Annotated in this window: 26 protein-coding genes; 8 read left to right on the top strand and 18 right to left on the bottom strand. The window is 42.4% G+C overall.

What is annotated here, in order from left to right:
- Position 1: 1 nt before the first annotated feature.
- From gpmI to lptF, 3 genes are all read right to left on the bottom strand, one after another.
- The gene (gene gpmI / locus AC5YCD_RS11285) at positions 2-1,546 is read right to left on the bottom strand and encodes a 2,3-bisphosphoglycerate-independent phosphoglycerate mutase (protein WP_496130117.1); all 1,545 of its coding nucleotides are present in this window, start codon (positions 1,544-1,546) and stop codon (positions 2-4) included.
- A 111-nt stretch (positions 1,547-1,657) separates the two neighbouring features.
- Entirely contained in the window at positions 1,658-2,728 is a 1,071-nt protein-coding gene (gene lptG / locus AC5YCD_RS11290) for an LPS export ABC transporter permease LptG (protein ID WP_496130118.1), read from the bottom strand.
- 10 nt (positions 2,729-2,738) lie between these two features.
- Positions 2,739-3,830: an LPS export ABC transporter permease LptF gene (gene lptF / locus AC5YCD_RS11295; RefSeq protein WP_496130119.1), complete on the bottom strand. Its 1,092-nt coding sequence runs from the start codon at positions 3,828-3,830 to the stop codon at positions 2,739-2,741.
- A 148-nt stretch (positions 3,831-3,978) separates the two neighbouring features.
- Between lptF and AC5YCD_RS11300 the strand changes: the two genes are divergently transcribed.
- From AC5YCD_RS11300 to AC5YCD_RS11315, 4 genes are all read left to right on the top strand, one after another.
- The gene (locus tag AC5YCD_RS11300) at positions 3,979-5,424 is read left to right on the top strand and encodes a leucyl aminopeptidase (RefSeq protein ID WP_496130120.1); all 1,446 of its coding nucleotides are present in this window, start codon (positions 3,979-3,981) and stop codon (positions 5,422-5,424) included.
- On the top strand, positions 5,417-5,824 hold the full coding sequence (locus AC5YCD_RS11305; RefSeq protein WP_496130121.1) for a DNA polymerase III subunit chi: 408 nt from the start codon (positions 5,417-5,419) through the stop codon (positions 5,822-5,824). The genes AC5YCD_RS11300 and AC5YCD_RS11305 overlap by 8 nt, the downstream gene beginning before the upstream one ends.
- 12 nt (positions 5,825-5,836) lie before the next feature.
- Positions 5,837-6,493: a cell division protein BlhA gene (locus tag AC5YCD_RS11310; protein WP_496130122.1), complete on the top strand. Its 657-nt coding sequence runs from the start codon at positions 5,837-5,839 to the stop codon at positions 6,491-6,493.
- A gap of 140 nt (positions 6,494-6,633) precedes the next feature.
- Entirely contained in the window at positions 6,634-6,852 is a 219-nt protein-coding gene (locus AC5YCD_RS11315) for a hypothetical protein (protein WP_496130123.1), read from the top strand.
- 40 nt (positions 6,853-6,892) lie between these two features.
- On the opposite strand, the gene AC5YCD_RS11320 is transcribed toward AC5YCD_RS11315, so the two are convergent.
- From AC5YCD_RS11320 to glnK, 7 genes are all read right to left on the bottom strand, one after another.
- Positions 6,893-7,441 (bottom strand): VTT domain-containing protein, encoded by a 549-nt coding sequence (locus AC5YCD_RS11320; RefSeq protein ID WP_496130124.1) that lies wholly within the window; start codon positions 7,439-7,441, stop codon positions 6,893-6,895.
- 120 nt (positions 7,442-7,561) lie between these two features.
- Complete coding sequence (locus tag AC5YCD_RS11325; protein ID WP_496130125.1) at positions 7,562-8,221, bottom strand: riboflavin synthase; 660 nt, start codon at positions 8,219-8,221, stop codon at positions 7,562-7,564.
- 28 nt (positions 8,222-8,249) lie between these two features.
- Positions 8,250-9,545: a DNA adenine methylase gene (locus tag AC5YCD_RS11330; protein WP_496130126.1), complete on the bottom strand. Its 1,296-nt coding sequence runs from the start codon at positions 9,543-9,545 to the stop codon at positions 8,250-8,252.
- Entirely contained in the window at positions 9,542-10,618 is a 1,077-nt protein-coding gene (gene ribD / locus AC5YCD_RS11335) for a bifunctional diaminohydroxyphosphoribosylaminopyrimidine deaminase/5-amino-6-(5-phosphoribosylamino)uracil reductase RibD (protein WP_496130127.1), read from the bottom strand. Before ribD ends, AC5YCD_RS11330 begins: the two co-directional genes overlap by 4 nt.
- The gene (nrdR, locus tag AC5YCD_RS11340) at positions 10,619-11,086 is read right to left on the bottom strand and encodes a transcriptional regulator NrdR (protein WP_496130128.1); all 468 of its coding nucleotides are present in this window, start codon (positions 11,084-11,086) and stop codon (positions 10,619-10,621) included. It lies immediately after the preceding gene.
- Positions 11,087-11,203: 117 nt separating this feature from the next.
- Positions 11,204-12,598, bottom strand: coding sequence for an ammonium transporter (locus AC5YCD_RS11345; RefSeq protein ID WP_496130129.1), 1,395 nt, complete (start codon positions 12,596-12,598; stop codon positions 11,204-11,206).
- Positions 12,599-12,658: 60 nt separating this feature from the next.
- Positions 12,659-12,997, bottom strand: coding sequence for a P-II family nitrogen regulator (gene glnK, locus AC5YCD_RS11350; protein WP_122900455.1), 339 nt, complete (start codon positions 12,995-12,997; stop codon positions 12,659-12,661).
- A gap of 274 nt (positions 12,998-13,271) precedes the next feature.
- On the opposite strand from glnK, the gene AC5YCD_RS11355 reads away from it, so the two are divergent.
- Together AC5YCD_RS11355 and AC5YCD_RS11360 are read left to right on the top strand one after the other, a co-directional pair.
- Entirely contained in the window at positions 13,272-13,496 is a 225-nt protein-coding gene (locus AC5YCD_RS11355) for an accessory factor UbiK family protein (protein ID WP_496130130.1), read from the top strand.
- 67 nt (positions 13,497-13,563) lie between these two features.
- Positions 13,564-15,051, top strand: coding sequence for a YifB family Mg chelatase-like AAA ATPase (locus AC5YCD_RS11360; protein WP_496130131.1), 1,488 nt, complete (start codon positions 13,564-13,566; stop codon positions 15,049-15,051).
- Between the two features lie 75 nt (positions 15,052-15,126).
- On the opposite strand, the gene AC5YCD_RS11365 is transcribed toward AC5YCD_RS11360, so the two are convergent.
- Positions 15,127-15,888, bottom strand: coding sequence for a TorF family putative porin (locus AC5YCD_RS11365; RefSeq protein WP_496130132.1), 762 nt, complete (start codon positions 15,886-15,888; stop codon positions 15,127-15,129).
- Between the two features lie 307 nt (positions 15,889-16,195).
- Positions 16,196-16,963, bottom strand: a complete 768-nt coding sequence (locus tag AC5YCD_RS11370; protein WP_496130133.1) for a TorF family putative porin — start codon at positions 16,961-16,963, stop codon at positions 16,196-16,198.
- A gap of 315 nt (positions 16,964-17,278) precedes the next feature.
- Here AC5YCD_RS11370 and AC5YCD_RS11375 point away from each other — a divergent pair, with 315 nt between their 5' ends.
- Positions 17,279-18,577 (top strand): OprD family outer membrane porin, encoded by a 1,299-nt coding sequence (locus tag AC5YCD_RS11375; protein WP_496130134.1) that lies wholly within the window; start codon positions 17,279-17,281, stop codon positions 18,575-18,577.
- 75 nt (positions 18,578-18,652) lie between these two features.
- On the opposite strand, the gene ppa is transcribed toward AC5YCD_RS11375, so the two are convergent.
- Entirely contained in the window at positions 18,653-19,189 is a 537-nt protein-coding gene (gene ppa, locus AC5YCD_RS11380; RefSeq protein WP_496130135.1) for an inorganic diphosphatase, read from the bottom strand.
- 95 nt (positions 19,190-19,284) lie between these two features.
- Positions 19,285-19,689, bottom strand: coding sequence for an MAPEG family protein (locus AC5YCD_RS11385; protein ID WP_496130136.1), 405 nt, complete (start codon positions 19,687-19,689; stop codon positions 19,285-19,287).
- Positions 19,690-19,781: 92 nt separating this feature from the next.
- Between AC5YCD_RS11385 and AC5YCD_RS11390 the strand changes: the two genes are divergently transcribed.
- The gene (locus tag AC5YCD_RS11390) at positions 19,782-20,165 is read left to right on the top strand and encodes a hypothetical protein (protein ID WP_496130137.1); all 384 of its coding nucleotides are present in this window, start codon (positions 19,782-19,784) and stop codon (positions 20,163-20,165) included.
- Between the two features lie 26 nt (positions 20,166-20,191).
- Here the strand turns inward: AC5YCD_RS11390 and AC5YCD_RS11395 are convergent, their stop codons facing one another.
- The 4 genes from AC5YCD_RS11395 to AC5YCD_RS11410 all read right to left on the bottom strand — a co-directional run bounded on the left by AC5YCD_RS11395 (position 20,192) and on the right by AC5YCD_RS11410 (position 26,452).
- The gene (locus AC5YCD_RS11395) at positions 20,192-21,868 is read right to left on the bottom strand and encodes a long-chain-fatty-acid--CoA ligase (protein WP_496130138.1); all 1,677 of its coding nucleotides are present in this window, start codon (positions 21,866-21,868) and stop codon (positions 20,192-20,194) included.
- A gap of 139 nt (positions 21,869-22,007) precedes the next feature.
- Positions 22,008-24,227: a DNA topoisomerase IV subunit A gene (gene parC / locus AC5YCD_RS11400; RefSeq protein WP_496130139.1), complete on the bottom strand. Its 2,220-nt coding sequence runs from the start codon at positions 24,225-24,227 to the stop codon at positions 22,008-22,010.
- Positions 24,228-24,352: 125 nt separating this feature from the next.
- Entirely contained in the window at positions 24,353-25,672 is a 1,320-nt protein-coding gene (niaP, locus tag AC5YCD_RS11405) for a niacin transporter NiaP (RefSeq protein ID WP_496130140.1), read from the bottom strand.
- Positions 25,673-25,807: 135 nt separating this feature from the next.
- Positions 25,808-26,452 carry a trimeric intracellular cation channel family protein gene (locus AC5YCD_RS11410; protein WP_496130141.1) on the bottom strand — a complete coding sequence of 215 codons (645 nt, stop codon included), beginning with the start codon at positions 26,450-26,452 and terminating at the stop codon, positions 25,808-25,810.
- Between the last annotated feature and the right edge of the window lie 15 nt (positions 26,453-26,467).

The raw sequence follows: 26,467 nt of genomic DNA on the forward strand, positions 1-26,467 counted from the left end.
TTTATTTTAAAGTAATCAAGTTACGACCTTGCATTTCGGCAGGGATCGGTAACTGCATTAAGCTGAGCAGCGTCGGTGCAACATCGGCTAATACACCACCTTCAGCGATCTCTGCTTGGGTTGGGCCCACGTAGATAAATGGCACTAACTCAGTGGTATGTTGGGTATGTACCTGACCGCTTTGGTAATCTTGCATTTGTTCCACGTTACCATGATCGGCAGTGATGAGCATATGACCGCCTTTGGCCATCACAGCATCATACACACGGCCCAAGCATGTATCGACTGCTTCTACCGCTTTAACTGCCGCATCAAAGACACCAGTATGACCGACCATATCACCATTGGCATAGTTCACCACCAGTAGATCAAACTCACCCGATTGAATAGCTGCAACCAATTCATCAGTAACTTCAATTGCGCTCATTTCTGGTTTTAAGTCATAAGTCGCAACATTTGGTGATGGAATTAAAATACGTTTTTCACCTGGGTATTCATCTTCACGACCACCACTAAAGAAGAACGTCACATGCGCATACTTTTCAGTTTCAGCAATACGTAATTGAGTTTTACCTAAGTTAGATAGATATTCACCAATCGAGTTAACTAAGTCTTCTGGCATATAAGCTACAGGTGCATCAATGCTGGCTTGATAACGCGTTAACATCACAAACTTTGCTAAAGCAGGCACTACTTTACGTTCAAAACCGGCAAAGTCTTTTTCTACAAATGCTTTGGTAATTTCACGTGCACGGTCGGCACGGAAATTCATAAATACCACGCTATCGTTGTCTTGAATCGCTGCAACATCGCCAATGCGCGTCGCTTTAACAAATTCATCGTTTTCTTCAGCGGCATAAGCTAACGCTAAGCCTTCAACCGCAGTTGCTGCCGTACGTACCGCCTCACCTTCAGTCAATAAACGGTAAGCCTGTTCTACACGATCCCAACGATTGTCACGGTCCATAGCAAAGTAACGACCAATCATGCTGGCAATGCGACCTTGACCTGGATATTGGGCAAATAAAGCATCCAATTTTTGTAAAGATGGCTCAGCACTACGTGGTGGTGTATCACGACCATCTAAGAACGCATGTAAGTAAACTTTTGCACCGCGTTTTAGCGCAAGCTCTGCCATGGCCACAATATGGTCTTCATGTGAATGTACACCACCTTCAGACAATAAGCCCATAATGTGCACAGCGCCATTTTTCCCTTTGGCTTGTTCAACTGCATCAATCAGCACTTCATGCTTAAAGAAGTCACCTGTACGAATGTCTTTGGTAATACGGGTAAAGTCTTGATATAACACACGGCCAGCGCCAAGGTTCATATGACCCACTTCTGAGTTACCCATTTGACCATCAGGTAAACCCACGTCTTCACCAGAACCTGAGATTAAACCATGCGGATGCTTTTGCTGCATTGCCTTCAAATTTGGGCGTGCAGCCGCTAAAAACGCATTATCTTCAATTGCTTCGCGGTGACCCACACCATCCATAATCACTAATACGTGCGGGATTTTGCCAGCAGTTGCATCCGTCATAACCAATACTCTTGTGTCTACAAATTAAGCTCTATCTTACCCAATTTTTGGGTCAGACTCTATGTTTGGCTCATGGAGAAAACCTGAGCCTTAAATTGTTTTATTCCATGTTTAACGGGCGCGATGTAATAAATAACCGCCGACCATAAACATAAATAGAATTGGGATAAATACAAACCATGCAGGTGATGGTGAATACACTAAACTTGCATAGCCCAAGAAATCTTGTAAATAGAAGAAGGTTAAGCCCACAAACAAGGCAATCACCAAACGAAAGCCCATCGATTGCTGACGCAGCGGGCCAAAGATAAATGAGCAAGCAATCACCACCAAGGCAATTAAAGCAAAGGGCGCGGCCACTTTTTGCCAAAAGGCCAATTGATAGGTTTTAGGCACTTGGCTGTATTCATGCATATAGCCCATAAAACTCACCAATTGACTTGGCGATAAATCTTCAGGGTCAATGGTCACCATATGCACGTATTTTGGTTGCAAGGCCAAGGCTAAATCTGTATTGGCTGCTTTATTTAAACTGGCATTGCCTGCCGCTAATACATTCATTTCTTGGGTGTTTTGTAAGCGCCACTGGCCATCTTTGACAAAGCTACCTTGATCGGCCATTAAGGTGCCGCGCAAGCGATAATCGGCATCAAAATCTGTGACTTGCACGTTACGTAATTCACCTTGCGAGTTGGCATAGTCAATATAGATAAAGCGCTGCCCTTCACGGCTCCAATAGCCTTTAACTTCACCGAGTTCTGCCACGGCACGGTGACTTTTGACACTTTTGGCTTGTTCTGAACTATATGGAATTACCCATTCACTTAAAGCAAAAGATAAAATCACCAACAATAAGGCTGAGCGAATCACCCAACCGACAATGCGCCACAGACTCACACCAGCGGCACGCATGACGATCAATTCGCTATTTGATGCTAAGGTACCTAAACCCAAGACCGCACCAATTAAGGCGGAAATAGGTAAAATCTCATATAGAGCACTCGGTGCACCCCAGAGCACATACAACAACGCCTGCCATGCGCCATAACCGTCTTTGAGTTCACCTAATTCACCTAAATAGGTAAATAGAATTTGTAAGCCCGACAAGACTGCGGTGGCACCCAACATCGCTAAAGCTGTAGTTTGGGTCACATGTTTAGCAACAATACGACGTGCAAGCATTTTTATGACCTCACTTAGCTAACTTTTTACGAATTTTAGGTGCAAGGCTTTGCTTACGTGAAAACAGCATACCCGCTGCGCCATAAACCAATAGCACCAACGGATAGGCCCACATGCCCATTTCTTCTTTACTGATTCGGGTTTTTACCGCCATTAAGGCCACAATTAAGCTGGCAAAAATCAGTAAGGCTGGAAAGAGTTTTAAATAACGTCCTTGGCGCGGGCTGACTTCAGAGAGCGCAGTTGCCAAAATCAAGGCTATCACAATGGCAAAGGGGACAAAGACACGCCAACCAAGCTCACTCGCGACCACGGGATCTTGACGATTCTGCCAAAGCTCAGCGGTTCTTAATGCTTCAACTTCGGTGCTTTCAAATTTGGCTTCTTTATCGCTTTCTAAACGTAAACGATAGTTTTCAAATTCAGCTTGGCTATATTTAGCTGTACCTGGATAAATCTCGTAACGACGCCCTGCAGTCAAATCCACCACATTGGCATTGTCATTTTCAATCTCAACTCGGGTGGCTTCTTTGGCCAAAATCATCACATCAGGCTTGCCCTCTTTGGCTGCACGCTGATAGAAGAAAATATCTTTTAAATTTTTACGATCTTCAGATAAGTCACCGGCATAAATGGTGTATTGCCCCGATGAAATAAACTCTTTAGGACGAACTAAGTCAAAACCAGTACGTACCGCTTGCGTACTGGTGAGTTGTTCAAACTGACGGATACCCCACGGCGCAATCCATAGCATTAACGCGGCTTGCACCGCCAAAAACACTACTGTCATTGGAATAAGTAGACGTGATAAACGGTTACGGCTCATGCCACTGCCATTTAAGACCGCCATCTCATGGTCAACGTATAAGCGCCCAAACACCAACATTAAGCCAATAAAAAAGCCCAGTGGAAGAATTAAGGTTAAAAACTCAGGTAAACGGTAGCCGATAATGCTAAACAAAATACTGGCATCCAAACGCCCTTGCGCTGCCACACCAAAGTATTTGATCAGTCGACCGCCCATCATAATTAAGGTCAGTAAAGCAATCACCACCAAGGAGGTCGACACGACTTGCTTGACCAGATAACGCCGAATAATCAAATTAATTCTTCCAAAAAATGCCCGAATAAACTCGCATTAGTTTACCCGAATGTTGAAAATATAAAACCTGCTTGTTGAAACTCTACACATCCACGAGTTTCAGTGGTTTAATGGATCATAAAACTTTAAAAAGGCCTGAATACCGTATATGAAACTTAATATGAATACGTCATTCACTCAGAATACGTCTAGCCAGTCTTTGTTGATTTTAGTTGATTCTGAACAAGTACAACAGGCGGCAACCACTTATTCGATCAATGACTTGGCGCAATTAACACAAGCTACACAATTTAAAGCCAGCCCAAGCGAAACTTTAAGCTTAATCGCACAAATTAAAGATGCGCCCAATGCCACTTTAGTTGGCTTAGGTAAAGCGGCAGATATTACTGCAAATAAATTAGCAAAAATTGCGCAAACCATTATCAAAGCAACACAAAAAAAATTCCAAAGCATTAGCATTGATATTTCAGCTTTGCCTCAAGAACAGCATTATTTATTTGCCTTAAGCCTCACTCAAGCAGCCTACGGCTTTGATGAATTTAAATCCAAGAAAAACGAATTTGTTTTAAATGAAATTCATTTAATTGCAAGCAATAGCACACTCACTACAGAACAATTACGTTTAGTTGAAGCGGTAGAACGTGGTCAAAACTACGCACGTGACTTAGGCAACCGTCCGGGTAATATTTGCTTCCCTGAATATTTGGCCGAACAAGCGCAAGCTTTAGCCGCAGAGTTCCCTGATCTATTAAAAGTTACGGTACTGGATGAACAGCAAATTGCTGATTTAGGCATGGGTGCGTTTTTAGCAGTCAGCAAAGGTTCGGATCGTCCGGGTCGTATTATTACCCTTGAATACCAAGCTGAGCGCTCAGAAGCACCTGTGGTATTGGTAGGTAAAGGCATTACCTTTGATACAGGCGGTATTTCATTAAAACCAGGCGCAGGCATGGATGAAATGAAATACGATATGTGTGGTTCAGCCTCTGTACTGGGTACTATGCGTGCCTTATGTGAAGCAAAATTGCCTATTCATGTGGTGGGCACCATTGCTGCGGCTGAAAATATGCCATCAGGCGGTGCAACACGTCCGGGTGATATTGTCACCACCATGAGCGGTCAAACTGTAGAAATCTTAAATACCGATGCCGAAGGTCGTTTAGTCCTTTGCGACACGCTCACCTATGTCAAACGCTTTAATCCTGCAATTGTGATTGATATTGCGACTTTAACTGGCGCATGTGTAGTGGCACTGGGTTCGGTACTCACAGGTATGTTTAGCCCAGATGACGAACTGGCACAAGAAATTGAAACAGCAGGCCAACAATCATTTGACCGTGTCTGGCGTATGCCGGTGATTGATGACTATCAAGAACAATTGGATTCTCCATTTGCCGATATTGCCAACATTGGTGGGCCTAAAGCCGGTTCTGTGACCGCAGCATGTTTCTTACAACGCTTTACCCGTGACTATCGTTGGGCGCACTTAGATATTGCGGGTACAGCATGGGCTTCAGGTGCCAATAAAGGTGCAACAGGTCGTCCAGTACCACTGCTTATGCAAATTTTAGCGAACCGTGTACAGCATGGCTAAAGTCAGCTTTTATCTATTTGAACAAAGCGACGAACGGCAAGTGGCAATCACTTGCCGCTTATGCCGCAAGATTTTAAAGCAGCCAGAGAAAATCTGGCTGTATACTGCAGACTCTGAACTGCAACAGCAGTTAGATGAGGCGCTGTGGAGCTTTGATGCCAGTAGTTTTTTAACGCATGGCATTGATGAGCCTCACGCCAGTATTTGTATTTCAGCCGAATTACCCAATTCAAGTGAATGGATTGTGTTTAATTTTAACAAGCATGCACTTGAACAATATCAGGCTTTTAGCCACATTATTGAAATTATCGAAAATCACTCGGAAGCCAAAGCTTTGGGCCGAGAAAAATTTAAACAATATCGCCGTCTTGGGATTGAACCGCGTACGTTCAAACTGTAATTAAGGAGATCCGTGGTGACATTAAACGTCGGTCAAGATTTTAAACAGCGTTGGTTAGCAACACCCTTAGCTGTACGTCAGGTGTATTTAGATGACCTCGCCCGGATTTGTGATTTATTACAGCCTGAAATGGATAGCCATAAATGGTTGGAGCAGGATCAACGTGCCATTATTGAATCTGAAGCGCGTATTAAACAAGGCTATTTAGATTATCAAGCTGAATTATTGGCGGCTAAACGCTTACGTGAACGCTTAGCCCTTGAAGCCCAATTGGCGCAAAAACGTACTTTAGCGAAACAAAAAGAAGCTGAACTTGCAGCAGAAGAACAGCGTAAGCAACATGCACAAAATCAATTACTCAGCGTCTTACGCCAACAACAAGCTCAAGCCCTAACCACATATATCGCACGTTATCAGAAAAATCCTGAGCAGCATTACCCGCATTTTAATAAAGCCTTTAGAGTGCCAGACACCAGTATGTTATCCGAACTTGAAAGTGTACGCTTACGTTTGGAACTCGAAGCTGAAAGTGTTATTGAAGCTAAAGTGGCAGAATTGCGCCGTGTCTTACAAGCGGCTGCCAAAGAAGAAATTGCTTTAGCTTTAAAACATAGTGCCTTTGCGCAACAAGAAAAAATTGCCGTAAATGATGAACAAATCACCTTATAAGACTTAAGTCTTTAACACCTCACACTGCTGTTTTTGTCATCAAACTGACATATCTTTGTCACAAGATAATCAAATAAATGTAAAGATTCTCAGAATCTGAGCATTTGAGGGTAATAAATAACAACAGTGATGGGGTCACTATGGATATTTTAAATCAAGTGTCAGCAAAGATCGCGGCTTTACAAAGCGGTGATCAATGGGTCATAACTGCCGAACAATTATGGATGAGCCGTGCTGATTTTCAGTCCTTATCTGTCTATTTAAGCCGTGAAGCCGTAGAAGGAGACTTCTCTGTTGATTTAGCCAAACAAATCTCTGCATGGCTAGGTCATAGCGCACTGACTGTGACGAAACATTAAAATATTCTGGATAAAAAGCTCATTTTAAAATGGGCTTTTTTTATATAATCAGGTCTTTAAAGAAACCAAGAATATTACCTAATCCATAACCAATAGATAGCAACACCCCTATCCATAAGGCACTGCCTAAAATGTTATATAACATAAAGCTCGCTACATTCATGCGCGCTGAGCCGGCAGCAAAAGGTGCAAAAGAACGAACAAAAGGTACAAAACGTGCAATTAAGATGGTTAAGGCACCATGCTTACAAAAATAGGCATTGGTCTTTTGCATATACTCAGGCTTAAAAAAACGTGAATGTTGATTAAAATACTTAATGCCCAAAATTTGACCGGTATAGTAATTAATGACATAGCCTAAAGCTGCAGCAATAAACAGCAAGATGCCCATATATTGCAAATGTACATCACTACTGGTCGAGCACAATGCACCTACCGCGATCAGCAAACTATCACCTGGCAAAAAGAACATAAATACCGAGCCCGTTTCAGCTAAAATCACTGCAAACAAAATGGCGTAAATCCAGATACCATATTGCTCAAGTAGCATGGGCAGCCACTGTTCTAAGTGCAGTAAAACATCCATCATGGTTGTAATTCCATAGTGTGTATTCTCCTGCAAGTGCTTGCTATTTCAGTAAAAAATCTGGTTGTACCATAAAAAAACAGTCTAATTTTTCAACTAGACTGTCTATAGGAACTGATAGTTTTACTTCAAGAAACCATTTTCTGCAAGAAAATCCATACTAATTTTTGATGCTTGCGGCTGTTCAGCGGCCTGATCACCGAGCAATAAGCGCTCAATATAACGTGCCAAAACATCAACTTCTAAATTGACTTTACTGCCCATTTTCCATGTAGAAATGTTAGTACGTTCTGCAGTATGCGGAATTAAATTTAAACTTAAAATATTGCCACGCAAATGGTTAATCGTGAGGCTAACTCCATCTACAGTGATCGAGCCTTTTTCCGCTAAATACTTGGCAATTTCACGTGGTGCCGTCACTTCAAAATACAAAGAACGTGCATCTTGACGTACAAGTGTAATTTCACCAACAGCATCCACATGACCTGAGACAATGTGTCCACCAAAGCGTGTGGTCGGTAGCATGGCTTTTTCAACATTGACCGCTTGACCCACTTGCCAAGTGCCCAGTGTGGTACGACTTAAGCTTTCGCGTGATACATCAGCAGCATACCAATTGTCGCCCCATGCAATCACGGTTAAGCAAATGCCATTGGTGGCAATCGAATCGCCCAAATGCACATCAGACATATCTAAATCAGTTTGAATACGTACCCGTACGTCACCGCCTACGCTTTGTAAGCTCTCTACTTTCCCTAAACTTTCAACAATGCCTGTAAACATAAGCGGCTCTCTAATCTCTATTTTTTATTTACCATAACGCCAATTGCGTGGTCACACTACTGGTATCTACCCCACCCAATTCTGCATAGTGATGCAGTTGGGTCAGCAACTGACGTAGTGGTGGCCCAGATTTCGCGTGTGTATCGGTAATCACAATAAATTCTAATACCCTTGCCCGCTCGGACTGACGTTGCTTACTCACTCGGTAACGTGGCACATCTTGGGTCAATAACGTCACTCGACCACGTTTTAAATTGGCTTGCAGTAAGTCTGCTGCGTCGATATTACCATCGGTTGAATAACTGGTCAGAATATAACGCGCATTAATGGTTTCTACTAATTTCTCATAAGCTTCTTTAGCATGTCGCGATGAATTATACGGACTCGGACGCTCTTTACGCCATGCACGGTCAATGCCGCTTTTAAAGCCTTTGGTGTCTGGGGTTGGTAAATCGACCTGATCCCAAAGGGTTAAGGCATTGAGCACATGGTAATTACTACTATAAGCATGCTGATTATAAGGGGGATCTAAATAGGCAATATCCACTTCAAAGCTGCTCATTTGATTAGCCAAATGCTGGGCATCCACACACCAAACTTCCGCCGCAGGTTGTTGGCTGGCGCCAACATCGCAAAAACGGCTTGGCGTAAGCCACAGTAACGATTCAATTCGCTCTAATGCGGTTTGGGTTTTACCGCCCCAACCATGATGAAAACTTTTAAATACTCCAGAGGTATTACTGACAAAACTGGCTGAATATAACAGCGGTGCCAGTAATGCACTCATTTCCACATCATCAATTGCACCTTGGGCTTGCCAAGTGGCAATTTGCTGCCGAATCGCGTCAATGCGCATACCGTTACGACGTTTAAAGAATAAACGGTCGCGACTTGGGTCATAAATCTCATCATTACGCGGACAAAGATTATGCGTGACCCAGCCTTTGACTTCGGGCAAGCGATTTAAATAATCAATGGCTTTTTGATAGCCACCCAATTCTTTAAAGGCAGGTGCTTCGGTGCAAGATAAAATGGCGCTGTTCAGCGCATGACTATACGGTTCCCAGTCATTGGCAATCACGCGATAACCATTTTGCCGTGCTAAGCGTGATACCACACCTGAACCTGCAAAGAAATCAGCAAAAATTGGCGAGCGACCATCATCACGTTTTAAAGTGCCGGTGGTTTCTAGGGCTTCTAAAATAAGATGCAATAAACGACGCTTATTGCCTAAATACGGCACCAATTGATGGAAAAGGTATTCATCAGTCGTGCGCGCAGCATGACGACGTTTATGATAAACCGTAGATGACTCTGAACTCATAGTGTCTCTTGCATTGGAATCAGTCTTAAACGCACATCGTTGCCCACTTGCGCAAGGTCGATGAGTTTAAAACGTTGTTGCTCTGCCATACGGCTAAATTCAGCGCTAAACATGGCGCGTGCACTGCTGCCTAAAAAAGTTGGGGCAACATAACTGAGCACTTCATCGACCAAATTGGCTTGTAAAAATGCGGTCGAAAGTGTGGCACCGGCCTCCACCAATACATCGTATATTTGTTTATCTTTGAGTGTTCTGAGTAAATCTTCTAGACTTTGGATCTCAAGTTGTTCCACCCCTAAATCGGCTAAATCTTGGCGATATGGCCCCATCACCATCACCTGTTCAGGCTGAGCTAAAATTTTCGCTGTTAAAGCTAAACGTCCTTGACGGTCTAAAATAATCCTTTTGGGTTGAAACACTTGTGCTACATCAAACCCTTTTAGCTCACGAACATTCAACTGGCAGTCATCGGCAAGTACAGTTTCAATCCCTGTAATGACTGCACCTGAAATCGCGCGCCAGTGCTGTACATCTAAACGAGCCTCAGCACCAGTAATCCATTTCGATTCACCTGATGCCATCGCTGTACGCCCATCTAGACTAGAGGCTACTTTCAGGCGTACATAAGGTAGACCTGTTGCCATGGCCTTTAAAAAGCCTAAATTGAGCTGATGCGCTTGGTCTTGACATAGCCCCACCTCAACCTCAATACCTGCATTACGTAAGATGTGTACACCCTTACCTGCCACCAAAGGATTTGGGTCAGGACAAGCCACCACCACTTTTGCGACACCCGCCTCGACTAGGCCTTTGGCACACGGCGGTGTGCGTCCATAATGCGCGCAAGGTTCTAAGGTCACATAAGCAGTCGCACCTTGGGCTTGCTGACCTGCGGCACCTAAGGCAAACACTTCTGCATGTGGCTGACCGGCTTTAGGATGAAAGCCCTCACCCACTAAATTACCATCTTTAACAATGACACAACCAACATTCGGATTGGGTTTGGTTGTGTATTGCCCTGCACGCGCCAATGCTATCGCACGTTGCATCCAGATTTGATCTGAGTTTTGCATTTATTCGCTCTCTTGATCGCGTTGCTGCATTTGTTCAATCTGACGACGAAATGCTTCTACATCTTGGAAGTCTTGATAAACTGAGGCAAAACGCACGTAGGCCACATGATCCATAGCAAATAAAGCTTGCATGACAATTTCACCAATGGTGCGTGATTTGACATCACGTTCGCCCAAACGACGAATTTTAAGCTGAATATCGCTCAATACTGCTTCTATTTGTTCTTGGGTAACAGGACGTTTTTGTAGTGCGTGCATTAAAGAGCGACGTAATTTGGCTTCATCAAAAGGTTCATTTTTACCATCGGATTTAATTACCCGTGGCATCACCACTTCATAACTTTCAAAAGTGGTAAAACGCTCACCGCAACTAATACATTCACGACGACGACGAATTTGACATCCCTCAGCTGCCAAGCGTGAATCAATTACTTTACTATCTGCAGCGTTGCAAAATGGACAATGCATAGCGGTAAAATTGAACCCAAAAAATGAATTCGAAGTGTAGCAAAATGTAGCGCTTTACGCTAGATATGGAAAAAAAACAGCCCTTTCGGGCTGTTTAATACTATATATAGGATTTAATTAATCGACACGTTCACCATGTTGACTTAAATCTAGGCCCATACGTTCATCGTCAGAAGCCACACGAATACCAATGGTCATATCGAGAACTTTTAAGATAATAAACGTGAGTATTGCTGAATAAGCTACAGTTGCCAGTACACCTTCAATTTGAACCCAAAGTTGGCTCATTAAATTGGCAGGCACTGCGTCACCCATAATAAATTCACTCGCAAAGAATGCAGTTAAGATTGCACCCACAATACCACCTACACCATGTAAACCAAAGGCATCAAGTGAGTCGTCGGCTTTAAGTAAACGTTTTAATGCGGTAATACCCCAGAAACATACCACGCCACCAATTAAGCCCATAGCTAAAGCACCACCTACAGTGACAAAACCTGCTGCAGGGGTAATGACCACCAAACCTGCCACCGCACCTGAGGCACCGCCCAACACGGATGCTTTACCACGTACTAATTTTTCAGTAATTAACCAAGAGAGGGTTGCTGCCGCTGCTGCGACTTGCGTCACCACTAAAGCATAACCTGCTGAACCATTAGCACCTAAAGCTGAACCGCCGTTAAAGCCAAACCAACCTACCCACAGTAAACTTGCACCCAGTACAGTTAAAGTAAGGTTATGTGGTGCCATTGATTCACGTCCAAGTCCCATACGTTTACCCAACATATACGCTGCAATTAAGCCAGCAACACCTGAGTTGATGTGTACCACTGTACCACCCGCAAAGTCGAGCGCGCCATCGTTACCCAGCCAGCCGCCACCCCATACCCAGTGGGTAATTGGTGCATAAACCACAATCGACCAAATCGCGATGAATGCCACAAAAGCACCAAATTTCATACGCTCTGCAATCGAGCCACTAATAATGGCAACTGTAATAATCGCAAAGGTCATTTGGAAAATAACAAATAGAATTTCGGGAATGGAACCACTTAAGGCGTCAGTGCCAATACCAGACAGCATGACTTTATCTAGATTACCAATAAAGGCATTGCCTTCACCAAAGGCCAGTGAATAACCCACGGCAACCCATGTAATACTGACTACAGCTGCAGCCACAAAACTATGTGCCATGGTACTTAATACGTTTTTTTTACGTACCATGCCCGCATAAAATAGTGCTAGACCCGGAATGGTCATGAGTAGCACCAGTGCAGTCGAAATCAAAATCCAGGCGGTATCACCTGTATCTAAAGTTGCTTCTGGCTCAGCTTCTTGGACAACAGGCACGACCTCTACTGCATCAATTGCTGCTGCGGAGTCTGTAGTTTGTGTTGTGACCACTGTAATATTTTGACTAGGCGTTTCTACTGCAGTCGCTTCTTGAGCCCATACAGCAGAACCACCTAATAATGCGCTGGATAAACCAAACGCAAGCAGCGCTTTTTTCATTCGTTTCCCCCAACCGTGTTTTTGTAAGTTATGCCCTATTGAGCAAACTTCATGCCAACCTTAAACTGCGTCAGCACCTGTTTCACCGGTACGGATACGAATAACTTGCTCTAAGTTCGTCACAAAAATTTTGCCATCACCAATTTTGCCAGTGCTAGCAACACGCGTGATAGATTCGATGACAGCGTCCACCATATCGTCACTAATTGCGATTTCAATTTTCACTTTTGGTAGAAAATCAACAACATATTCAGCGCCACGATACAGTTCAGTATGACCCTTTTGACGACCAAAGCCTTTCACTTCAGTCACCGTGATGCCTTGTACGCCAATTTCAGATAAAGCTTCACGTACGTCATCAAGTTTGAATGGTTTAACAATTGCAGTTACGAGTTTCATGTTTATATTCCTTCGGTTTCTTGCACCAGTAAGGTTTTATGTTCAATTTCCGTGCCAAAGCCTTAAGGTTGGGGGATGTTAAGGCTTTTCACGTGCCTCTATTTATACATTATTTTGACCATTCGCACGTAGTGAGAATCTTAAAAAAAATACATATTTACTCAGAAAATAACGATTAAGCTTATTGAAGCGAGGGATATTTTTCTATCACGACTAGGGTCAAACAGCCAGCAATGCTACACTGAATAGACTTTGTTATTCATTGGACCTATCTATGTTCGAAACTTTGATTCAAGCCATTTTGCAGCAAGTTGAACAACCTAAAAAAGACTTAGAACATAACCTTAGAGCCTTATTACAAGAAGCAGTCAGCAAGATGGATTTAGTGTCGCAAGAAGAAATTGAGCGTCAACGCCAAGCCTTAGTACAGGCGAATTTACGTTTAGACAAACTTATGCAACACGTTGAAGCACTCGAACAGCAGCTTAAAGAGAAATAAGCACTCATTTTGTGCGTTTTTTAAGCAAAACAGTCCAGATCCTCTGCACCAATAAGGAGCAATCTAGATGTCGTTTGCAAAAATCTACACCCGTGGTGTACTCGGTTTAGACGCACCACTCATTGAAGTTGAAGTTCATATTAGTCAAGGCTTGCCTTCCTTAACCATGGTGGGCTTAGCTGAAGCTGCGGTACGCGAAAGCAAAGATCGGGTCCGCTCTGCCATTATTAACAGTGGCTTTAGTTTTCCCACGAAACGCTTAACCATTAACTTAGCACCTGCAGATTTGCCTAAAGATGGTGCACGCCTCGATTTAGCCATTGCATTGGGGATTCTAATTGCATCAGGACAACTCCCTGAACATGCAACTGAACAACTCGAATTTATTGGCGAATTGGCTTTGGACGGCCAATTACGCCCTACCACAGGCACATTAAGCATTGCAATTGCTTGTCAGCAAGCGGGACATCAATTGATCTTACCCCATGACAATGCTCATGATGCTGCCAAGTTAAACGATTTTCAGGTCTTTGCAGCCACACGTTTAACTCAAGTTTGTGCACATTTATCGGGTCAGCAACCTTTGGCTGCCTACCAATATCAGCAAAAAGATACTCAGCTTACCCCTAAGCTGGACTTAGCCGATGTTAAAGGGCAACTCAGAGCACGGCGCGCTTTAGAAATTGCTGCGGCAGGTGGGCATTCATTATTATTTAAAGGCCCACCGGGTACGGGTAAAACTTTACTGGCCTCACGTTTAGCGGGTATTTTGCCGCCTTTGAGTTTAGAAGAGAACCTGCAAGTTGCGCGGATTTATTCGGTTGCTAATCTTAACCATCAGTTTGGTGAACGGCCTTTCCGTGCCCCACATCATACCGCTTCAGCCATTGCATTGGTGGGTGGTGGCTCACAGCCTAAACCAGGTGAAATTACTCTGGCTCATTTAGGTGTATTATTTTTAGATGAATTACCCGAGTTTGATCGAAAAGTGTTAGAGGTGTTGCGTCAGCCACTCGAGTCCAAAGAAATTGTGATCTCACGCGCCTCTAGACAAATGAGCTTTCCCGCCAACTTCCAATTGATTGCTGCCATGAATCCTTGTCCATGTGGTTATGCATTTCATCAAGATCAGCGTTGCCAATGTTCAGCAATTGCTATTCAGCGTTATCAAAATCGTATTTCTGGACCTTTGTTGGATCGTATCGATTTACATATTGATGTACCGCCCTTACCGGCAAGTGAGTTACAAAGTACAGCTCCTGCAGAAGATTCAAGTACAGTACGCGCACGTGTCATTCAGGCCTATGACACGCAAATACACCGACAAAATTGCCTCAATGCCAGCTTAAGTCCAAAGCAACTTGAACACTACGCTGCTTTAAACCCACAAGCCGAGCAGATGTTAGCCCTCGCTCAGCAGCGCCTTCATTTATCTGCACGGGGCTATCATCGGGTGTTACGTGTAGCACGTAGTATTGCTGATTTAGCCTTGGTCGATCACATTGAAAGTCAACATGTTACAGAAGCATTGTCCTATCGTAGTGCTGAGCATTAAATTAAATACAGCCCTATGCAAGCCATTAAAAAGGCGACCATCTGGCCGCCCTTATTTGGCTTAATGAGACTTAACTTAGAAGCTATAACTTAAGCCAAAGACCACTTTGTTTTTTTGTTTTTCATCCACACGGTCATAACCACCCACCACAAAATCAATGCTCATATCGGCACCTGTATTACCCAATGGATGACTTAAGCCCACATTGAAGTGACGGAAACCAAAATCCTCTGTGGTGTCAAAGTATTTGCTCTGATCATCATTATAGTAGTACAAGCCTAAAGCGGTATTTAAGGTAAAATCTCGCGGCAAGGGATGGCTATATGAAGCAAGCACATAGGTATCACCTGTGTTACCCCATGCTACATCGTCCCATAAGGTTTGTGCGGTTAAACTTAGGTCTTTGTAGTTGATACCCACAACGCTTTCAAGCGCATTTACATCCGCATCTGACTCATAATAGTAATAATAGACAGCGCCAAGGTTATAGCCCCAATCATCGTTAATCGCGCCGTTATAACCTAAATAAAAATCATGCTCAAAGGTATCACTGCCGGTATATTCATCTCGCTCGGCATCATAATCAGTAAGTGAATAACCAATGGTCGAACCCCAGTAACCAGCATAAAAACCAGATGCATGGCTGTAATCTAAGCCGCCTTGAATGGTGGCTTGATCATTTTCTGGCGCATTGGTCAAACCACGTAAGTAGTAACTTGAAACCACAGCAATATTGCCGCTAATTTGATGGTCAGATGCAGCTTTGTCTGCTGCAAAAGTGCTGCTCGTGGCCAAAGCGAGTAAGAGCGCGGCTGATATTTTTGTTGTAAACGGCATGAATTTTCCCCTGCACAGATGGCATCGATATCAAGATTGATTTTTGTTAAATCTGTTTTAGCAATTGCTATGCCAATGCTGCTAAATCGTGTGGTTAAAAATAGATTAAAATTTAGTTAATTATTTGTTTAATATTTATTTTTAATAGAGAAAATGTTTATTTTTTACAGCTCATTTTTGTACTCCAATTAATAGATTTACTGCTTATATCGTTTAAACATGCATAAAATTCAAGCATTTTGATCAACTAAAACCTTTTTGCTTAAAAAAGGTGCAGCCATTTAGATCAAGCTGCACCATTTTTGATTTAAAAACTATAGTTAAGCCCAAACACAACATGCTCATCCAAATCTTGTTTATAGCGGTCTTGGCCACCCCAAATATAATCAAGCGCCATAGAAAGCCCTGTATTGCTCAAAGCTTTAGCTAAGCCAAAACGTACTTCAGTGAACTGATGTTGTTTCAGGGTTGCCACCACTGCATCATCACGTTGTTTATTGTACAGTGAATAGCCAAGACTAGTATTGAGCGCAAAGTCTAGTGCTAATGTATAGCTATAAGCTGCACTTACATACACATCACCCGCATTGGCATAATTTACGTCACTCAGCATGACTGCTACACCTAAACTAAAATCTTGATAATGCAGACTGTTGAACAGTTCAACACCTGTGCTACGGCGTTGATCCTGCCCATCTTCGCTATACACAGTACCCCCACCTTGGTAAATATAGCTCACTAATTGCGTGCTATAACTCCACTTTTCATTCAGCTCATTTGCATAGCCCACATATAAGTCATGCTCAAAGCCATGCTGTTTATCGTTCTTAGGTTGGTAGTTTAAAGTTGAGCCCCAATAACCGACACTCCACCCAGTTGGATGTGCATATTCAATCCCACCTTGCACAGCCACCTTATCGTTTTCTTCACCCCCACGATAAATATATTTTGAAACCAAGCCAATCTCAGCTGAAAATTCACCTTGCTGTGTTTGCCCCACACTGTCTGCCCAAGTCAGCGTTGTTGCCATTAGACCTAAAGCCAATAGTATTATTTTGTATTGAGTCGTTAACATAAGGTTGTATTTTTTGTTGATTTAAATTATCCAAATTATACCGTGTTATAGGTTTATGATTAAAAAAACGGCATTAGTTTTGTGATAATTTTAGACATATATTTATGTTTTTAAAAAGAAAAACTAATTTTAACTCTCGTTTTAAAACTACTGAGTTAAAAAAAAATATCGCATCCTAATGCTCAATTGTGTACTTTTGATGAAAGAAAGTTTACAAAAACTATATTTTGCAGCCAAATTGTTATAAATCCAATTAGCAATTCGCCAGAATATTATCCCCAATCACTATCTAATTTTGTATGAGGCTCTCTCCCAATGCAAAAACTTACCTTGGCAGTTTTCATCCAAGCTGCATTGATTTCATCTGTATACGCAAGTGAACAAAGCGAAGCGAAAGGCTTTGTTGAAGGTGCGGAAGGCACCGTACTTTTCCGCACTGGTTTTTTAAACCGTGATAAGAAAGACAGTAACACAGACACCAGTTCTACTGCACAGACTGCAATTGTAAAACTTGATTCTGGCTTTACCCAAGGTGTTGTTGGTTTTGGTGCGGGTATTATTGGTGATGCGTCAATTAAACTTGGCGAAAACAAAAATGCGGGCAATGGCATGATTCCACGCCATAACCCAAATGCGGATGGTACACCAGGCGATGCCTATGATCATTGGGCACGTGGTGGTGCGTATGTAAAAGCACGTATTTCAAATACCACTGCAGTTTATGGTACTCAAGTTTTAGATATTCCTGTACTTGCGTCAAATACAGCACGTTTAGTGCCTGAATATTTTGAAGGCGTGTTAGTCACCAGTAATGAAATTGAAAACCTAGAATTGACCGCAGGTAAATTCACTAAAAACCAATATTCTGATCAAATTAACTCTGATGGCAATAAACTAGACCGTGCTGTAGTTTGGGGTGCAAAATACACGTTTAATGATGACTTAAATGCATCTTACTGGGGTACAGAGGTTAAGGACAAATTAGAACGTCACTATGCCAACCTAAACTATACCCATGGCTTAAAAAATGATGCCTCATTAAACTTTGACTTTAGTGGTTATCACACTGATTTTGAGCCAGGGACCACTTACTCAGCAATTGTCGCTGATCCTTTAACACAAGAAACTCAAAACTCAATTTGGGCAGTTTCGACTAGCTATAGCAAAGACGTACATAACGTTGCTTTAGCGTACCAACAAAACTCAGGTAACGTAGGCTATGACTACGGTGGTAATGCTGATGGTGTACAAAGTATTTACCTACCAAACTCATACCTTTCTGACTTCATTGGTAACGATGAAAAATCATTAGGCCTACAATACAACTACAACTTTAAGAATCATGGTCTTCCAGGTTTAAATTGGACTGCCGCCTATGTATATGGTTGGGACATTAAAGCCACCGACAATAACGGTAACATGACCACTGACAATGCGAAAGAAAGCGAATTCTTTAACCAGGTCAAATACACCGTACAATCTGGTGCAATGAAAGATGCAAGCTTGCGCCTACGTCACTCATACTACCGTGCTGATCAAGCCTATAACGATGCTTACATGGCAGACACCAACGAATGGCGTATTTGGTTAGATATTCCTGTAAAATTATTTTAATTTTTAAGAATATATACCCATAAAAAAACCTGCACAGTGTGCAGGTTTTTTTATTTTCAAATAATTTATTTAAAATTATTTGTTTGCTTCTGCATAAGCTGAAATTGAGCTGAGTACTTCTTGTTTTGCAACATCAGCACCTTCCCAACCACTTAACTTCACCCATTTGCCTGGTTCTAAGTCTTTGTAGTGTTGGAAGAAATGTTCGATTTGGCTGATCAATAGTGGAGGCAGATCAGTATATTCTTGAACGTCTTTGTAGATTGGCGTTAATTTGTCATGTGGCACCGCAACAAGTTTCGCGTCAACACCACCATCATCTTCCATGTTCAGTTTACCTACAGGACGGCAACGAATCACAGAACCTGGTTCTACAGGGTGTGGCGTCACAACAAGTACGTCTAATGGGTCACCATCAAGTGATAATGTGTTTGGCACATAACCGTAGTTTGCTGGGTAGAACATTGCTGTACCCATGAAACGGTCTACAAACAATGCGTCAGAATCTTTGTCGATTTCGTATTTAATTGGTGCTGCGTTTGCAGGAATTTCAATGATTACGTAGATATCGTTTGGTGCGTCTTTACCCGCTGGGATGTTGCTGTAGCTCATAGCATCACTCTCAAATTAAGCTGTATTTCAAAGCGCAATTATAGCGACTTTGCCTTTCAATCACGCAGCGATTATACACCGCTAGACAGGATTTTTTAGCCCACTGTCAGCTTAATCACCAGCAACAATAATAAAACTGGACACGATAACGCCATAAACCACACAATCGAACGTAGCGTTGCCCAATTCAACACATAGCATAGACCATAGATGATACGTAATACGATATAAGCAATACCAAAAGTCATGATGATACTTTGTGGCAATACCATATATTCAGCAATTAAGATTGCAGCAATAAATAAGGGTAAGCCTTCAAAGCTATTTTGCTGGACGGCATGGGCACGTGCAGCCAAACCTGTGGTTTTACTTAAAAATTCACGTGGATTTTGGTTATCTTGAGCACGAAAGCCCCCTGCTACTTTGGCAATGACCGCAAATACATAGGGTAATAAGCAGGCAATTAAAATCAGATAAATAATTCCACTTATGCTTTGCATCTATATTCATTCTCAAGTTGCGCTAAGCTTGCATCATAGCATGGCAATTTTGTTAAATAGAGCCTTTGCTACAATTGCACTTAGGTTGGGTTATGAACGATCAAGAACAACAGAAAATGTTTGCTGTCCTCGAGCAGCAAAAATTACATCAGCAACGCGTTGATGGCGTACTTAAAATCGTTTTACCAGTTGTGGCTTTTTTACTGGCCATGATTTGCGCTAACTTTAATATTCTTTCCACCTTAGGCACTATCATCACGATGACCTTGGCTTTTTGGATGGTTGGCATTAAACGTAAAGTACTTTGGCACTGGGCGACTATTGTGATTGTGTATTGCTTGGCTGACAATCTGTATAGTTATGGCAATGGCTTTAATTTAGATGCCTTTGGACGCCAATGTGGCACCATGATTTTATTCTTATGGATTATTGGACTAGGTCGTCCTTATATTGACCGTTGGTTGATGAAAAAATAAAAAAAGCGCCTGAAAGGCGCTTCTTTTTAAGCTGATTTACGTAAATCTTTACGTAGAATTTTACCTACATTGGATTTTGGTAACTCATCCAAAAACTCAACATAACGCGGACGTTTATAGCCAGTTAGATTTTCTTTAGCAAAGGCCAAAACTTCTTCTGTGGTTAAAGACGGATCTTTTTTCACCACAAACAGTTTAGGTACTTCGCCTGATTTTTCATCTGCAACCCCAATGGCTGCTACTTCCAATACTTTTGGATGTTTGGCTACCACTTCTTCAATTTCAGATGGATAAACATTAAATCCAGACACTAAAATCATGTCTTTTTTACGATCGACAATTTTGACATAACCACGATCATTCATAATACCAATATCACCGGTACGGAAGAAACCATTGACCATCACTTTGGCGGTTTCATCTGGACGATTCCAATAGCCTTTCATGACCTGTGGACCACGAATACAAATTTCGCCTTGCTCACCAAGTGCTACTTCATTGCCATCATCATCTAAAATCGCTACTTCAGTTAATGGCAGTGGAATACCAATGGTGCCACTAAACTCATTTGAAGCAGGTGGATTTGCTGTTGCTACAGGTGAGGTCTCAGATAGGCCATAACCTTCAACAATGTTCGTTCCGGTAATCTTTTTCCATGCTTCAGCAGTTGAAGGCAACACTGCCATACCACCACCCATCGCCATTTTTAAACGACTATGATCAAGCTGTTTAAACTCATCATTGTTGACTAAGGCATTAAATAGCGTATTGACCGCAGGGAAAAAGGTCGGTTGGTATTTGCGTAATTCTTTCATCACCGCAGGTAAATCACGCGGATTTGGAATTAACACATTGGCTTGACCTTTATACATGCCATACATGGCACAGACCATAAAGGCAAAAATGTGATACAACGGTAAAGCACAGAAAATACGGTCGTCTGGTGCACCGTCTTGGTTGCCAAATTTACTTTGGAAAATCCCATCACATTGCAGCAAGTTAGCCACTAAATTACGATGAGTCAGTTCCGCACCTTTAGACACACCGGTTGTACCACCCGTGTATTGTAATACCGCCGTATCACTTAAAGTTAGGCTTGGACGCTTATATTGGCTGGCGCTGGCTTTGGCCATCGCTGCGTTAAATTTAACGTGGTTTGGAATCTCCCAAGCTGGAATTTGTTTACGTACTGAACGTAATACAAAGTTGACCAGCGTGCCTTTTAGCATACCTAGCATATCACCCACAGATGCCACGACCACATGCTTAACTGGCGTTTTACCCATAATTTTTTGATAGACATGGGCAAAGTTTTCAATAATCACTAGAACTTCAGCACCAGAGTCATTGAGCTGATGCTCAAGCTCACGGGCGGTATACAATGGATTCACATTCACCAAAACTAAACCCGCACGTAATACTCCAAGTGCAACCACAGGATATTGGAGAACATTTGGCATCATCACCGCAACGCGTGTGCCTTTGGCTAAGTTTAAAGCTTGCAAATACGCAGCAAATTTGCGACTCGCTTCTTCCAACTCGCTAAAGGTTAACGCTTTATCCATAAAAATAAAGGCATCGCGTGAACCAAACTTTTGGAAATTACTTTCAAAAATATCCACTAAGGACGTATTTTCCGCTGGCAATGCAACAGTTTCAGGAATTCCTGTTTTTTGATACTCAGCTAACCAGATCTTTTCCATAATCCCAATTATCTCCAACTCATCTTGTGTCTTTGCTCTTGTTTTCAATGCTGCACTCATTGTTGTACGTGTAATGTGCAGCATTGCTTCCATCTTCACGATTCAAGTATATACGGATATCAGGGACAAAATACCAGCATTATCTTTGAACGAACAGTTTACTGGCTTTCTGATAACCCCGTGGTAACAGTTGCCCTTTTGACGCGCGCTTCGCGACGTATTTCGCCAAGTCGTCGCCTTTAAGCTTGAGCTGCTGTTGCCCTGCAACCACATGAATTACTTCATCTAAATTTAAAAGTAACACAGACAGCAACTGCTCTTGTTGTTCGAGTTGTATCAGTTTATTACCCTTACCTTTGTTGAGAATTGGTAATTCTGCCAGATCAATCACAGCTACTCTACCACCTGAGGTTAATAGCGCAACATGGCTAAACTGCTCAATGGCTTGAATCTCTAACACATGGCTATTTTCTGGCAAACTTAAAAAGGCTTTACCGGCTTTAGCACTGGTATCTAGCTGTTTCGCTTGGGTTTTAAAACCAAAACCTTTACTGCTTAACACCAAAATTTCAGCGTCATCTTCAGCAATAAATACCTGCTTAAAACCCACCCCATTTGCAGGACTGAGTTTTGAACTTAAAGGTTCACCAAAACCACGCGCTGATGGCAATTGGTTAATAGCTAAGGCATAACTACGCCCAGTTTCATCTAAGATATAGGCACGCTGATTAGATTTACCTTGTGCATGACTTAAATATTGATCACCGGCGCGAAAGTTCAGATTTTCGACATCAACCTCATGGCCTTTGGCACAGCGCACCCAACCGGCTTCTGAAATCACGACAGTCACAGGATCTGCTGGCAGCATATCTTGTTCATTAATAGCTGTGGCCTCTTGGCGCTCAACAATTGGCGAACGACGTGCATCACCAAACTTCTTGGCATCTTCTTTAAGCTCACCAATAATTAAATTCTTTAACGAATCTGGATTGGCCAATTGCTCACGAATAACCGTGGCTTTGCCTTCTAAATCCTCTTGCTCGGCGCGAATATTTTGCTCTTCAAGTTTGGCTAAATGACGCAGTTTTAAATCTAAAATGGCATCAGCTTGAATCTCATCAATACCAAATTTTGCCATTAAGATAGCTTTAGGCTGATCTTCTTCACGAATAATGCGAATCACTTCATCCACATTTAAATACGCCACCAACAAACCGCCTAAAATGTGTAGGCGTTTTTCAATTTTGCTTAAATGGTAATTTAAGCGACGCGTCACGGTTGCCTTACGAATTTCAATCCATTCCAGCAAAATACGGCGAATCGATTTGACTTGTGGACGTCCATCGGCACCAATCATATTTAAGTTAACGCGGTAACTTGATTCTAAATCAGTGGTGGCAAATAAATGACTCATCACCGCTTGGGCATCAATACGATTGGAACGCAGTACAATTACAATACGGGTTGGATTTTGATGATCCGATTCATCACGAATATCGCTAACCAATGGCAGTTTTTTGGCCTGCATTTGGTCGGCAATTTGGGTAATGACTTTTGAACCCGATACTTGATAAGGCAGATCAGTAATGATGATTTCATTTTTATCGACCGTATACACGGCGCGTACTTTATAGCTGCCACGACCTGTGGTTTGAATCTTCAGCAAATCTTCAGGCGAAGTGACAATTTCAGCTTTGGTAGGCAAATCTGGTGCAGGAATATATTCTGCGATTTTTTCATCGCTTAGATTTGGATTACGAATTAAAGCAATCGTACCTTTGACCACTTCGCGTAAGTTATGCGGTGGAATGTCGGTTGCCATCCCCACAGCAATCCCCGTAGTACCATTCATTAAAATATTAGGTACACGCGCAGGTAAATTAACCGGTTCTTTCATCGAACTATCAAAGTTATCTTGCCAATCGCAGGTGCCTTGGCCAAGTTCTGACAATAACAAATCACTATATGCCGACAATTTAGCTTCGGTATAACGCATCGCTGCGAAAGATTTTGGATCGTCAGGTGAACCCCAGTTGCCTTGCCCCTCAATAAATGGATAACGATAGCTAAATGGCTGAGCCATCAATACCATCGCTTCATAACAGGCAGAGTCACCATGCGGATGGTATTTACCCAAGACATCACCCACGGTACGCGCAGATTTCTTCGGTTTGCCCGTTGGCTTCAACCCAAGTTCACTCATGGCATACACAATACGGCGTTGTACCGGTTTTAAACCGTCACTAATATGCGGCAATGCACGATCCATAATCACGTACATGGCATAGTTTAAATAAGCTTGTTCGGTAAATTCTGCTACTGAGCGGTTTTCTGTCGCATGATGCGCAAGGCTTGTCATAACAACCTATAGTCCTAAAATCGTGTTTTTGTCTGTTTGAATTATAATGCGATGTCGCAGATGAAACCTAATCAGAAATACATCTGCGACATTTCATGACGCTTATTCAAGCATCTTGTTTTTATTTACTTAGAAATTGATTCTAAAGTACGGCCCTTGGTTTCTTCACCTAAGACCAAAATTACCAATGCCACTGCAACTAATACCGCAGTAAACATCATAAAGACATAACTAAAGCCGTTGTCTTTGACCATTAAGTGCGTCACCACCATAGGCGCAACAATACCGCCAATACGACCAATGGCACCTGCCCAACCTGAGCCAAAGGCACGAATGTTGGTTGGATACTGCTCTGGCGTATAAGTGTATAGCACTCCCCATGCACCTAAGTTAAAGAAGGACAGTAAGCATCCCCACAGCACAATCAAAGCGACACTATCGGCTTGACCAAAGAAATATGCTGAAACTGCACACATGCCAATAAACACCGCAAGTGTTGCTTTACGTCCCCACCATTCCACCAACCATGCTGCAACAATGTAACCCGGAAGCTGGGCTAAAATCATCACCAAGACATATTCAAAGGATTGCACAATGCTATAGCCTTGTTTAACCAACAAGCTTGGCAACCATGTAAAGATACCGTAATAAGAATAGACAATGCCAAACCAAATCAGCCATAGCATTAAAGTACGACGTGCAAACACGCCTGACCACAATTGCTTAAAAGAGATTTCTTTTTGATCAGAAACTTGTTTAACCTCAATCGTTTCAATCACTTCAACACCGCATTTACGCTCAATGCTTTGCACCAAACGATGTGCTTCATCAATACGACCGCGGTTAATTAAATAGGGAATCGATTCAGGCACCATCTTCCAAATCACAATGGCATATAAAGCCGGAATACCACCAATTAAAAAGGCCATATGCCAATCAAATTTTGGGATAACAAAATAAGAGACTAAAGCCGCACACAACCAACCTAAGCCCCAGAAACTCTCAAGCAAGACAATGAAACGACCACGCACATGCGCTGGAATATATTCACTGACCAAAGTAACCGCTACAGGTAATTGCCCGCCTAAACCTAAGCCTACAATAAAACGTAATACCAGTAACCATGTGAGGTTTGGTGCAAAAGCACAGGCTGCAGTTGCTAAACTATAAATAACCAAAGTGGTGGCAAATACAGTTTTACGCCCAATACGGTCTGCCATAGCGCCAGAGCACACTGCACCAATGGCCATTCCCACAAAGCCAATGGATACCACCCAACCTTTTTCGGTTGGGGTCATGGCCCAGTCTTCAGACATTTTAGCTAAAATAAAGGAAATTAGACCGGTATCCATGGCATCGAACATCCAGCCCAATCCGATGACCCATAGCAAGGTGTAGTGGAACTTACCAATCGGTAAGCGTTGAATCCGAGAGACTAAATCCATAACAAGATCTCTGATTTGGTGAAAGGAAGCATGCTGCTTTCACAACAGGATTTATGATTTTGCCTTTTGTTATACGCCATATTGCTCAAAATATCTGCAATTTTTTAATCAGGTCAGCCTTTATTGTTAAGTCATTTATGAAGCATCTTTAGAAGATGCTGATTGCTCGTCATCTTCTTTGTAAATGAATTTTGGCATTTCTAGCCCAAAGTAAATCGCGATACAACGCAGTGAAAAACCAAATACTAAAGTGGCAATTACAGTTAATTCCAGCGATAAACCTATCTTTAAACATAACCAATAACAAATGACCGCCACAAAAGAAATACTGGCATACAGCTCACGGCGAAAGACTAAAGGCACGTCATTACATAAAATATCGCGTAAAATCCCCCCAGAGACACCCGTCAGTACCCCTGCAACGGCTGAGACCACAAAACCATGCCCCATCTCAAGGGCAATTTGACAGCCAATAATGGTAAAGCCAATTAGACCTAAGGCATCTAAGAGTAAGAACACTGAACGTAAATGGCGCATCCATTTGGCAATCATAATGGTAAAAAATGCCGCAGCGCAGGTCAGAACCAAATATTCAGGATGCTTCACCCAAGTTAAGGGATAATGGCCAAGTAATACGTCACGCACCGAACCGCCCCCTAAAGCGGTCACACAGGCAATAATCACCACACCAAACCAATCCATACTACGCCGACCTGCCGACAACGCACCGGTCATCGCTTCAGCCGTAATCGCAATAATATAAATAACGGTAAGTAACATCGCCTGAAATCCATC

The sequence above is a fragment of the Acinetobacter sp. CY05 genome, from assembly GCF_059515805.1.